The 12,495-nt window shown below is 33.3% G+C and carries 12 protein-coding genes and 1 tRNA gene; 5 read left to right on the top strand and 8 right to left on the bottom strand.

All coding sequences use genetic code 11. From position 1 onward, the window contains the following. Positions 1-9 precede the first annotated feature (9 nt). The 3 genes from AC5ZCW_RS06145 (at position 10) to AC5ZCW_RS06135 (ending at position 2,076) form a co-directional block, all read left to right on the top strand. Positions 10-975, top strand: coding sequence for a nitrilase family protein (locus AC5ZCW_RS06145; RefSeq protein ID WP_496118516.1), 966 nt, complete (start codon positions 10-12; stop codon positions 973-975). A 73-nt stretch (positions 976-1,048) separates the two neighbouring features. Next, a complete protein-coding gene (locus AC5ZCW_RS06140; protein WP_496118514.1) occupies positions 1,049-1,555 on the top strand; it encodes a GNAT family N-acetyltransferase in 507 nt (168 codons plus the stop codon). A gap of 122 nt (positions 1,556-1,677) precedes the next feature. Continuing rightward, on the top strand, positions 1,678-2,076 hold the full coding sequence (locus tag AC5ZCW_RS06135) for a helix-turn-helix domain-containing protein (RefSeq protein WP_496118512.1): 399 nt from the start codon (positions 1,678-1,680) through the stop codon (positions 2,074-2,076). 16 nt (positions 2,077-2,092) lie between these two features. Here the strand turns inward: AC5ZCW_RS06135 and AC5ZCW_RS06130 are convergent, their stop codons facing one another. From AC5ZCW_RS06130 to AC5ZCW_RS06120, 3 genes are all read right to left on the bottom strand, one after another. Next, a complete protein-coding gene (locus tag AC5ZCW_RS06130) occupies positions 2,093-2,872 on the bottom strand; it encodes a KilA-N domain-containing protein (protein ID WP_496118560.1) in 780 nt (259 codons plus the stop codon). Positions 2,873-3,050: 178 nt separating this feature from the next. Further along, positions 3,051-3,137: transfer RNA gene (locus AC5ZCW_RS06125), tRNA-Ser, on the bottom strand. 48 nt (positions 3,138-3,185) lie between these two features. After that, positions 3,186-4,067: a LysR substrate-binding domain-containing protein gene (locus AC5ZCW_RS06120; RefSeq protein ID WP_343540464.1), complete on the bottom strand. Its 882-nt coding sequence runs from the start codon at positions 4,065-4,067 to the stop codon at positions 3,186-3,188. 90 nt (positions 4,068-4,157) lie between these two features. Here AC5ZCW_RS06120 and AC5ZCW_RS06115 point away from each other — a divergent pair, with 90 nt between their 5' ends. Together AC5ZCW_RS06115 and AC5ZCW_RS06110 are read left to right on the top strand one after the other, a co-directional pair. Next, positions 4,158-5,402: an MFS transporter gene (locus tag AC5ZCW_RS06115; RefSeq protein ID WP_343540466.1), complete on the top strand. Its 1,245-nt coding sequence runs from the start codon at positions 4,158-4,160 to the stop codon at positions 5,400-5,402. A 107-nt stretch (positions 5,403-5,509) separates the two neighbouring features. After that, positions 5,510-6,484 carry an integrase core domain-containing protein gene (locus AC5ZCW_RS06110; RefSeq protein ID WP_496118509.1) on the top strand — a complete coding sequence of 325 codons (975 nt, stop codon included), beginning with the start codon at positions 5,510-5,512 and terminating at the stop codon, positions 6,482-6,484. Between the two features lie 200 nt (positions 6,485-6,684). Here AC5ZCW_RS06110 and AC5ZCW_RS06105 read toward each other — a convergent pair whose 3' ends face one another. The 5 genes from AC5ZCW_RS06105 to AC5ZCW_RS06085 form a co-directional block, all read right to left on the bottom strand. Beyond that, positions 6,685-7,713, bottom strand: coding sequence for an asparaginase (locus AC5ZCW_RS06105; protein ID WP_496118507.1), 1,029 nt, complete (start codon positions 7,711-7,713; stop codon positions 6,685-6,687). Next, positions 7,703-8,839: a 1-acyl-sn-glycerol-3-phosphate acyltransferase gene (locus AC5ZCW_RS06100; RefSeq protein ID WP_343540468.1), complete on the bottom strand. Its 1,137-nt coding sequence runs from the start codon at positions 8,837-8,839 to the stop codon at positions 7,703-7,705. Before AC5ZCW_RS06100 ends, AC5ZCW_RS06105 begins: the two co-directional genes overlap by 11 nt. A 63-nt stretch (positions 8,840-8,902) precedes the next feature. Beyond that, a complete protein-coding gene (locus tag AC5ZCW_RS06095) occupies positions 8,903-9,682 on the bottom strand; it encodes a TatD family hydrolase (RefSeq protein ID WP_496118505.1) in 780 nt (259 codons plus the stop codon). 303 nt (positions 9,683-9,985) lie between these two features. Next, positions 9,986-11,638 (bottom strand): S41 family peptidase, encoded by a 1,653-nt coding sequence (locus AC5ZCW_RS06090; RefSeq protein WP_496118503.1) that lies wholly within the window; start codon positions 11,636-11,638, stop codon positions 9,986-9,988. A 129-nt stretch (positions 11,639-11,767) separates the two neighbouring features. Beyond that, on the bottom strand, positions 11,768-12,493 hold the full coding sequence (locus tag AC5ZCW_RS06085; RefSeq protein ID WP_343540473.1) for a CDC27 family protein: 726 nt from the start codon (positions 12,491-12,493) through the stop codon (positions 11,768-11,770). Positions 12,494-12,495: the final 2 nt, after the last annotated feature.

Genomic DNA, 12,495 nt, shown 5'->3' with positions numbered 1-12,495 from the left:
GCTTACAATATGAAAAATCTAAAAATCGCCACCGCTCAGTTCGAAAATAAAAGTGGCGACAAAAACTATAATTTATCTGTAATTGAAAAACTTTCTCAAAAAGCTTCTCACGAAGGCTGTGATGTAATTTCTTTTCATGAATGCTCTATAACCGGATATACATTTGCAAGAAACTTATCAAAAGAACAAATGCTGGATTTGGCAGAATTGATTCCGAGTGGCGAGAGCATTTTAAAATTAATCGAAATTGCCAAAAACAATAACATTATAATATTAGCAGGACTTTTCGAAAAAGACGAAAACGACAATCTATTCAAAGCTTATGTTTGTGTAGATAAAAATGGTTTAGTTGCTAAATATAGAAAACTGCATCCGTTTATAAACCCGTATTTAACACCTGGAGATCATTATTGTATTTTTGAAATTGAAGGCTGGAAATGCGGTATTTTAATTTGTTATGACAATAATATTATCGAGAATGTACGCGCTACAAAACTTCTAGGCGCTGACATTATATTTATGCCTCACGTAACGATGTGCACACCTTCGACCCGACCTGGCGCTGGTTTTGTGGCACCTCAGCTTTGGGAAAATCGCGAAGCCGATCCAACTTCGTTACGATTAGAGTTTGACGGAATGAAAGGTCGTGACTGGTTAATGAAATGGCTTCCAGCAAGGGCTTATGACAATGCGATTTATGCCATCTTTTCGAACCCAATTGGCATGGATGACGATCAATTAAAAAATGGCTGTTCGATGATTATTGATCCTTTTGGAGATATTTTGGCAGAATGCCGCACTTTTGATGATTCTTTTGCAGCAGCAGTACTTACTCCTGAAAAATGTAATCTTGCAGGAGGAAGTCGTTATATAAAAGCTAGAAGACCAGAATTGTATAGAGATATTATTGGTCAAAATCATGAATCGGAACAAAATGTAGTCTGGCTGAACTCTGATAAAAAAAGCATAAAGTAAACATTTCTCCTCTCTAAAGCTATTGAAAGATTTACCTTTGAAGATTCATTAATCGACAGAATAAAGCTTAATAATGGAATTTTTAAAAACTACAAATGAAGATATCGATGCTGTTTTCGATATTTACAATCAAGCGACATCATATCAAAAAACAGTAAACAACAAAAGCTGGAGAGGTTTTGAAAGAGCATTAATAGAAAAAGAAATTGCCGAAGATCGTCATTTTATAATCAAAGAAGGAAACGAAATCGCCTGTACATTTGTACTTACTTTTGATGATTTAATTATCTGGAAAGAAGCCAGTAAAGATCCTGCAGTTTATTTACATCGTATTGCTACAAACCCGAAGTTTAGAGGGCAATCTTATGTCAAAAAAATTATTGATTGGGTTAAGCAATATGCTAAAGAAAATAATAAAGAATATATTAGACTTGATACGCACAGCGGTAACGAAAGAATCAATAAATATTACACCAGCTGTGGTTTCGAATACAAAGGAATAAGCACCATCGAATGGACAAACGAATTACCAGAACATTATAAAGAAGGTTCTTTTAGTTTGTTTGAGATTAAGCTTTAGTGTTTAATTAATTGTCTGAAAAACTGTATTTTTGCATATATATTGAAAGCTGTATCTTACAAAAAATGCCTGTTTTTTACCAAAATATTATTTTTATTTAAGATTTTAAATATCTTTGATTTATGAGCACAACAACAAAACCAAGTCATATAGGACGCAAAATCAGCCGAATTCGTGAGCTGAAAGACATGAAGCAAGAAGCTTTGGCACAAGCTTTAGGAATGAGTCAACAAAGTGTTTCTACCATGGAAAATAGCGAAACGATAGACGAAGAAAAACTAAAAGAAGTTGCAAAAGCACTTGGAATGACCGTTGAAGCGATTAAAAACTTTTCGGAAGAAGCCGTAATTAATTACTTTAATAATATTTATGATAATGACTTTAGCCACAGCAATGGAGCTATCCAATCAAATAATTGTTCATTCAATCCTTTAGACAAAGTTGTAGAACTTTATGAGCGTTTGGTTCAGGCTGAAAAGGATAAAAATGAGTATTTGGAGAAGTTATTGGATAAGAAATAAAAGCTTTTACAATACATTATTTTAACTTGTCTAGGTTTATATTACCTAATAATGATTTTATTTGTGTTATAGCAATAGCATTCAATTGTTCTAGACGTTGACTTTGTATCATCCCTTTATTTATTAAAACAGCATTAATACTTTCAATGTTACTAAGTACAACCAGTTGTTCAATTGTTGCTTCATCCCTTATATTGCCTGTGCTATTTGGGTTCTCAATACGCCATTGTTTTGCTGTTTTTCCAAACAATGCTACATTTAACAAGTCTGCTTCATCTGCATATATAAAATTTATTTTTTCTTTAGTAAGCAATTGAGGGATCAAATTCTCTTTTATAGCATCAGTATGTATCTTATAATTTACTTTTGCTAAAGTTCGCTGTAAATTCCATGTTAAATTTAGTCTTTCATTTTCTTCTTCTTTAAGTCTTTGAAATTCTTTTACTAACAATAGTTGAAACCTAGGACTAATCCACATCCCAAAATGAAAAGCTATGTCTTTGTGTCCGTAAGTCCCTCCATATCGCCCAGCAGTTGCAGTAAGTCCTATTGCACCTGTACTTTCTATCCAATGTTTTACTGAAAGCACAAAATTATTACTACCTGCTTCATTTTTAATTATACCGAATTCGGTATAATTAAAATCTGGATTGTACAATGCTTCCCATTCTCCAAGATATTCAATTGTACTTTTAAGGCTCAGCCATTTTATAATTACAACTTCTTGTAATTGACTACGTGCCATATCGGTTAAAGAAATATATTCTTCTCCTCCTTTTTTTGATAAGATAGTAATTTGAGTTCCTTCAACATTAATACTTTTTCCTTTTGCAATTCTTTTTTAATAAAATCATTTATACTCCTCCAAGCTTAATAATTACAACTTAATAGATTTAACACATTATAGAAAGTTAATAAAAAAAACCTCGAAATATACATTTCGAGGTTTGGTATTATTTTTAGTTAAAAACTCGCAGAAAGGAAGGGATTCGAACCCTCGATACAGTTACCCATATACTAGCTTTCCAGGCTAGCTCCTTAAACCACTCGGACACCTTTCTATTTTGGTCTGCAAATAACACAAAAAAAATCGAGTTTAAAAAGTAAAATCAAGATTCGTTTATACTTTTTCGAAATTCTTCCATAAACAATTTTACCGCTTTCTTTTGATAACTGCCAATTGTCAGCATAAACGAATCTCGCTTGGTTACTACGCCTGTAATCTGAATAGCTTTAAGGCTGTGCTCCCAACCTTTCAATGCTTTTTCGGCTACAATGGTTGCCCAATCACTGTTTTCTACCATTTGCAATAGCGCATGAATCGAATTTAACTCGATCGAAATTTTCGGATTCATATTGTGTTTTGCAAACAGCAATTCAACATATTCTCGCGAATTGGAACCTTTTCCTGGAAGAATTAATGGCACTTCATCTAATTTCTTAAACGGTATTTTTTCTAATTCAGCCAAAGAGTTCGATTTTGAAACCGCCATAACCATGTTTGAGGTAAACAAAGGCACTTTCTGAATTGGAGGTCCAATCTCATGCGATGAAATTACCAAAACCAAATCCAGTTCATTATTAATCAGTTTTTGTTCTAAAGCTTCTGTTGTGCCGTATTCTACAACTATTCTTAAATTCAGATATCTTTTGGCAAATGCATTTACAACAGGCAGAATCAATAATCCGAAAATATAGGTTACACCTATTCGGAGTTCTCCACCAATCATTTCGTTTAAATCTTCAATCGCCTGTTTTCCGTTTTCGACGTTTTCAACCACTTTTTTAGCATGAATCAAGAAAACTGCTCCAGCTTCTGTCAATTGTACTTTTTTTCCAATTCGCTTAAACAATGGCATTCCCAATTCTTCTTCGAGTTTTTTAATTTGCTGCGAAAGCCCAGATTGCGTTACAAAACACAATTCAGCTGCTTTGGTAAAATGCAAAACCTCAGCGGTTTTAATAAAATATTGCAGTTGATAGATTTCCATATTGATAAGCTTTACTACTTATTATCAGTAAAATTATTAATTTTTCTAATGAAATCATAATCCCGACCTTTGTATTAAATATTTAGGACTATGTTTAAAGCGTTAAAATCAAAAAATTTCAAGTTGTTCTTTTATGGACAATCTGTTTCAGTAATTGGAACCTGGATGCAGAAAACCGCCGTAAGCTGGATGGTTTATAGCATAACTGGATCTGTTTTTCTACTGGGATTAGCGACTTTTTTAAGCATGATTCCGTCTTTATTTCTGGCACCTCTTGCAGGAAGCATTATTGGCCGTTATGACAGACACCGTGCCATGATGGTATTGCAATCTTTGGCAATGCTTCAAGCGGGAGCTTTGGCTTTGCTTATTTATCTTAAAATTTATAATATCAATTTTATTCTAGCATTGAGTTTAATTCAGGGAATTATCAATGCTTTTGATATGACTTGCCGCCAAACCATGATGATTGATATTGTCGATAATAAAGAAGATCTTCCAAATGCTGTGGCGCTTAACTCCACTTTAAACAATTTTGCAAGAATCGCTGGACCTGCGCTTGCGGGGATTATTCTGCATCAATATGGAGAAGATATTTGTTTTATCGGGAACTTTATTAGTTATGTACCCGTATTGATTTCGCTAATGATGATGAAAATCACACCACACATTAAAGCCGAAAACAAATTAAATATGCTGGACGATCTTATAGAAGGCCTTGATTATGTGAAAAAAGAAAGCGAAATGGCAAGAATGCTTTTGATGCTAACTTGTAGCAGTTTGTTTGTAATTTCTTTTAACACCTTAATGCCTGTTTTTGCCAAAGATATTTTTAGTGGAAATGCCGAAACTTTCAGCTGGTTTGAGAGTGCGGCCGGAATTGGTTCTGTTATATCAGCAATTTATTTGGCCAATTTAAAATCGTCTGAAAATATGGGAAAACTAATGATTGCAGCCAGCTTATTGTTGGGTTTTAGCATTATTATTCTAGCAGTTTCAAGTAGTATTACAATTGCATTGATCTGTATGACGTTGAGCGGAATCGGAATGATGGGACAAACTTCATCCATCAATATTTACATTCAAACGCATAGTATTGTTAGTATGCGTTCTAGAAGTATTAGTTATTATATGATGGCGTATCAGGGAATGATTCCTGTTGGAAGTTTAATTATCGGCTATGTTTCTCATTCGCTTGGTGTAAGAACTACCGTTGCCATTCAGGGAATTATTTGTATTCTTTCTGTTATTGTTTATGTGTATTACAAGAAACAAAAAGCTTCAGAGGAGGATTTGGAGACTTGTCCGGTTGAGTATAGAAATTCCAAGTTTTAAAGGTTCTAAAAAAAGAAGTTCCAAATTCCAATTGCACACAATCTTGTCATTTCTGTAAAGGTTAGATATTTCGGTAACAAAATTTAAATTTAATAAATTTTGTTACGATGAGAAATAATAGTCAAGATTGCACATTAGAGCGGAACTATTTAGAGAAATATCGTTTCTTGATAAAAGAATATGAGCAGGTAAAAAATAAAACTCATCCACTTTATAAAAAGGCGATGGATTTTTACACAGCAAATGACACCTGCAGAAAAAGTTTCTTAAAGTATTATAATCGCTATAAGCAGAGCGGAAAATCTCGAGATCTATTGCCTCAGAAGCGGGGTCCAAAATATAAAACCAGACGCCCTTTGCCTTTTATAGAGCAAAAAGTAATAGAATTAAGAGAAAAAGGAAACAACAAATATGAAATTGTTAGTATCTTAAATCCCAAATTAGGAAAACACACACCATCATATTCTGGAGTTTATAATATTTTAAAACGGCATAAAATAAATAGATTAACTCCGAAGATTAAAAAGAATCATCAGAAAATAATCAAGGAAAGAATGGGACAGCTAGGTCATATTGATTGTCATTATTTAAGCAAAAGCATAATTCGCGGAGAAAACAAAAAACTCTATTTAGTATGTGTAATTGACGACTACAGCCGGATTGCCTGGGCGGAATTAGTCTCAGATATCACGAGTTTAACAGTAATGTTTGCGTCATTAAAATGCTTAAACATCTTAAGCAGTCATTATGAGATAAAATTTGAAGAGATATTATCTGATAACGGAGCTGAGTTTGGACCTAAAACAAGCAAAGTAAAAAACAATCATCCATTTGAAAGAATGCTGATGGAATTAGGAATATTGCATAGGTATACAAAACCTTATCGTCCACAAACAAACGGCAAAGTTGAGCGTTTTTGGAGAACTCTGGAAGATGATTTATTAAGAGATACTGATTTTGATTCTCAAGAAGAGTTAAAAGAAGAATTATTACAATATTTATATTACTATAATCACGAAAGACCACACCAAGGCATTGATGGAAAAAAGCCAATCGAAATGATAAATCCGTTACCGAAATAAGTGACTTTTACAATTTCGACGAAGGAGAAATCTTCGCGAGAAACTCGACAAAGGTTGGCTTATTGGAACGGAGTTACTTGTGGAGATTTCTCCTTCGTCGAAATGACAAACTTAGCAGGTTAATTTACTAAAAAAGAAAAATCCCAAATTCCAACTTTAGATTTTGGAATTTGGGATTTTTAAAATATTGTAATTTAAATTTAAGATATCTCACCACGGAGTGCAGTCTCAAAAATATCTTTAAACTCGTTTTGCGGAATATTATGTCCTAACAAATACATTAATTTAGTAATTGCTGCTTCTGTCGTGATGTCTTTTCCAGAAATAACCCCTAGCGATTTTAAAGCAGTACTCGTTTCATATTGTCCCATATTGACACTTCCTCCAGAACATTGGGTTACGTTTACGATATGCATTCCAGATTTAATGGCTTTTTCTATTAGATTTAAAAACCAATCTTCGGTTGGAGCGTTTCCAGAACCGTAAGTTTCTAGAATAATCCCTCGCAATCCTTTAGTAGAAAGGATCGAAGCTAAAACTACTTCGCTCATTCCAGGAAACATTTTGATTATGGCAACGTGATTGTCTAAATTTTTATGAACAATCAGTTTTGCATCTTTATTTACAGGAAGGAATAAATGTCTGTTTAGTTTTAAATGAACACCAGATTCTACCAATTCAGGATAATTTGGCGCTGTAAAAGCCCTAAAATGTTCAGCATTTACTTTAGAAGTTCGGTTTCCGCGATATAATTTGTATTCAAAATACAGGCAAACTTCATTAATAACAGGCTTTCCGTCTTCTAAAAGTGAAGCAATTTGTATTGCTGTAATCAGGTTTTCTTTTGCATCGGTACGCAAATCTCCAATTGGCAATTGCGAACCTGTAAACACAACTGGTTTTGCTAAATTTTCCAGCATAAAACTCAATGCCGAAGCCGAATACGACATGGTATCTGATCCGTGAAGGACAACAAATCCGTCGTAAGCGTTGTAATTTTCCTCGATAATGGTGGCAATTCTTGTCCACATTTCGGGATTCATATTCGAAGAATCAATTGGATCTTCAAATGAAATCGATTCGATTTCACAGTCCAATTGTTTAATTTCCGGGATTTTCTGAATTAATTTACCAAAATTGAAGGCTTTCAACGCTCCAGTTTCAAAATCTTTGCTCATACCGATGGTTCCTCCCGTATAAACTAATAGTATTCTTGCTTTAGATGACATCTTGGTATTTCAATTTATTGACAACAGGATTAGCGTACATAGCCAAAAATCCTTGTCTTGTCACAGGATTATCGCTTCCGATTCTCATTTCTAAACGACGCTCAAAAAGCTGTTTTTCGCTTTCTTTATATTTGTGAGCAAACTTGTCTGTTTCGTTTAAAATATCGTAAGCAATAAAGTTTGTTGGCCATAATTGGTAGTTTTTCAAAATAACATCATCAATAGTTTGTGCCAAAGCCTGAACTTGCTTGTTTGCATTGTCATTTTCAGCCACAATCTGATCGATTTCTGTATCTAGAACATCGCCAACAGAAATATGTATTCTTTTCTTAGTTCCCATGATACCACTTATAATGGTCATGAAATCTTCGTTTTTGTCTTTTACGTAAACTTCGTTGTTCGCTTCTGCCATTAATTGTGGCATTTTCAAAACATCGGTAGGATCATATTCATAAGAAATAGAAACTGGAACAATTTTTAATTTCTTGAAATAATCCATTAAGTTTTCTTCGTCAGAACCCATTCCAATCATTTTTAAAACACCTGGATTGGTTTCGTCATTTCCGTCTTTTGTTCTTCCTTCTCTTTGTGCAATCCAAACCGAACGATTTTCGCGAAGCAATAATTGTCCCATATATTCAGACAATAACTTGGAACTTTGCAGCATTTCTCGAGGCGTTAATCCTCTTAAAACCAAAAAGTTTCTGTTTAATTTTGCTAAAGTTGCCAAGAAAGCTTTCTTCACTAAATTATCACCAATTGCCGAAGCTGTCATTACCAAACCATGTTCGAACAAACAAACGTTCAATAAGGTTGTATCTAGAAGAATATCTCTATGATTTGAGATAAACAGATAAGAAGTATTAGGTTCCAGTTTTTCAAAACCTGAAGTTGTAAGACCTTCAGAGCTTTTTTCTAAAACTTTCTGGATTGTATTGTAAATAAAATTGCATTGAAAATCACGAATAGAATGTGTTTTCTTTAATTGTTCCTTCCAAACCTCATCTTCCACATCCGGAAAAGTAAAGTTCATCATGGTTTTCATCATAGGATGATTTACCACACCATGAAGTGCTTCATTTATTTCGGAATCATAAAACGGTCGAATGGCATCAAATCTCTGCATTATTTATTTGGGTTTAAGTGGGCAAAAGAACAAAAAAAAAATTAAAGTTTTGTAAGGCTTAAGTTAAATACCAAAAACGTCCTTTGAATTTTGAGTTGTAATTGTTGCAATTTCTTCGGCAGAAACATTATAAATTTCGCTTAATTTGGCAATAACATTGACTAAATAGCTGCTTTCATTTCTTTTTCCTCTGTAAGGAATCGGGGCTAAATACGGCGAATCTGTTTCTAAAACGATGTATTTTAAATCGATTTGATTTAAAAACTGGTCTATTTTTCCGTTCTTGAAAGTAACAACACCGCCAATTCCTAATTTCATATTGTAAGAAATCGCACGCTCTGCTTGTTCTAAAGTTCCGGAAAAACAATGAAAAATCCCAAATAAATCTTCAGATTTTTCTTCCTCTAAGACTTCAAAGATTTCATCAAATGCTTCTCTGCAATGAATTACGATTGGCAATTTGTACTGTTTTGCCAGCTGAATTTGTCTTTTAAACGCAATTTGCTGTTCTTTTAAATGCGTTTTATCCCAATATAAATCGATCCCGATTTCACCAACTGCATAGAATTTTCTTTTGGACAGTTCGTTTTCAACATGCGCCAATTCTTCCAGATAATTATCTTTCACGTAAGTGGGATGCAAACCCATCATTAAGAATATATTTTCAGGATAATTTTTCTCCAAATCGTACATAGATTGAGTCGCGGCAGCATCGATTGCAGGAATAAAAAAACGGGTAATTCCGGCATCAATAGCGCGCTGAATCATTTCGTCACGATCCTGATCAAATTCTTCAGAATACAAATGGGTATGGGTATCGGTAATAACGGGTGTTGAATTCAAGTCTATAATTTTAAAGTAGCAAAATTACGACAATATTAAAAGAATAGCAATTCCGCACGATTGGTACGCAGATGAAAAGGGATTCGCTTCGTGAAAACACTTATAAAAATGGATTTTCTGTATTTGATTAAAAAGAAAAACCTTTGTCAAAGTTTAAACTTTTACAAAGGTCTGAATAATAATAACCAATTTTTTATCATGCTGAGGAACGAAGGATCTCACAAGAAGCTTCGAGGAGAAAACCCCCATTTTTTCTCTCGATCAGCTAGTGCGATCCCTCGTTCTTCAGAACGATAATTGGAGTTATTTTCCTGTTTCTATATATAGCAAAGCCCGTTCCAAAACTTCATCTTTACCTTGTTGAATGCCTAAAATTGTTGGTTTTATTTCAATATCAGGTACAATTCCTACACGTTGGGTTTCTCTTCTGTCTGGGTAGTAAACGCCAATACCAGAAAAATTAGTGTGATAACCACTAAAATCAAATTCAAAAACATTTCCGTCTGCTCCAGCAGTCTGACTTCCAATAATTGTGGTATTTCCTGCTGTTTGAAAACACATCGCCGTCCATTCTGACTGGCTTATAGAATCTTCATTAAGCAATACAATCACTTTTCCTTTATAATGGTCTTTGTTTTCAAATCCTGCATTTCTTCCATCCGTCCAATAGTACTTACCTGGATAATTTAAATAGGGATAAGTATAAATCACAAATTTCTCTTCTTTAGCATTTAAAAAATTCGAAATTTCTGCATAAGTACCTTGCGGATAATTTCTCATATCAAAAACAATTGCCTTTGTATTTTTTAAAGCTTCAACCATATCTGGAATGTTTTTGGGTTTTATCACTCCCATATTAACATAGCCAATATTATTGTCGAGCAGTTTAAATTTATCTTTCTTTTTTTGAGCTCCTTTTTTAAACTCATTTCGATGTGAATCGTGATAGTTAAACCAAGTCATTGACTTTGTTTCGTATTTTCCATCTTTTAAGAATTCTACGTTTACCTTTTCAGATTCGCTCATTAAAATTGTGCGCAGCGCTTTATCCAGAAAAGCAACCTCATTTGAAGCAGAAACAATATCTCTCTTCTCTTCAATAATTTCTTTAATGCTCTTATCATTTATTTTAGTAATTACAGTTCCGATTCTAATATTGTCGACCTCTGCAAGACTATCTCCTAAAATCTCTGTGATTACCAATTTTTCGTCCATTATTTTTCCTGTTGCCGGAAAATGATAATAACTCTTTTTTGCTGTTTCTAATGATGGATATATATGAAACTCAACATGAGTATCATTGAGCTTTGCTGCTGCTTTTCTCAATACTTTATAAAAATCTTCTGGCGTTTTGGACTCAACAACAGAAGGCAATAACTCATTTAAAGTTTTATCCCATTTCTGATCCATTATGTATTTGTACGGATAATAATATTCTACCACATTCCAATATGCATAAAACATTAAAAGCTTTGAATTTCTATTAGTGTAATCAAGATTAAAATAGTTTTTTAAATTTTTAAAACCGTCAAAACTTGGCCCAAATTCTTCATTATTTTGAAATCTATTTTCTTCAATAAATTTTAATTTCTTTGAAAGCTTTTTTGAAAACAGTTTGTCGCTATTAATCCAACTTAAATCAAAATTTTTATCAAAGAACTTTACGTCTTTTGGTATTGCAATTGGCGCTATTTCTTTTACAGGCCCCAAATCATCGATCCAATTTTCCAGAATTAATGAAAACTCTTCTTTGGTTTGCGCTTTTTCTATTTTAGGCAATTTTTCCAAAAGCTCATTATCCCAATTCAATTCTCCGCCAGCAACTTTTGGATGATAATATTTTAAAAATCCCCAGACTTTACAGGTTGCATAAAGCTTTTCGGTCTCTGTAATTTTAGTAGCGCTAAAAATGCTATGAGAAAAAACAATAAAAAGCAACAATGCAAACTTCTTCATTAATAGGGTAGGTTTAGGTTAAATGTTTTGGGCGAATTCCTTTAAAAAGAAAATCGAATTTAGAACTAAAATTCCAAATTCGATTGAGGTTTTCCGTAAACGGATAAAATTTTTCTTAATAATTGTATTTTAGTCCAATTCTTCCGAGAGCTGTTCTACTTGATCATAGTCTTCATAATCCTGAGAAATAGTCTGTAAAATGTCTTTACATTCTTTATATTTTCCTTGTTTTAGCTTAGATAGAGCCAGATTCCATTTTGCTTTTTCTTTATAAACAGAATTTCCTGCTTCCAATTCTTTAAAAATAGTTTCTGCCTTTACATATTTGTCAACCTGCAATAAGGATACTGCATAAAAATATTTAATTTCGTCTGAATTGTTTTCTTTCAAAATCATTTCAAAAATCGGAATCGCGGTTTCATATCTTTTTCCGTTGAAATTATTCTCTGCTTGTTTTAAAATAGCCTCAGACACACCTCTTTCTGTAAAATAAGCGCTTTCCGGATGATTGTAATCTTCAAAATTAGGATAATGTTTATAATCAAAGAAAAACAGTCCGAACATAATAATCACAGATGCTGCCGCCGCAAAATACCACGGTTTAAGCGAAACCACTTTGTTTTGTTTCTTATGGAAATATTTATCCGAAATTTTAGTGAGGTTTTCTTTAAAGACTTCTCTCTCTTCTTCTTGTCCAAATTTATTTTCCAATTGAAAATGCATTTCTTTGAAACTTTCAAATTCTGAAGCCAATTCTGGATCTTCAGATAGTTGTTTCTCCAAATTGTGTTTTTCATCAACGGTCAGTTCGCCTTGAAGATATTGATCAAATAATATATAGCGTTCTTCGTTCATGA

Source organism: Flavobacterium sp. PLA-DH12, from assembly GCF_059511845.1.
The sequence above is the reverse complement of the archived record's forward strand: the minus strand, read 5'-3'. Positions and strand labels throughout refer to the sequence as shown.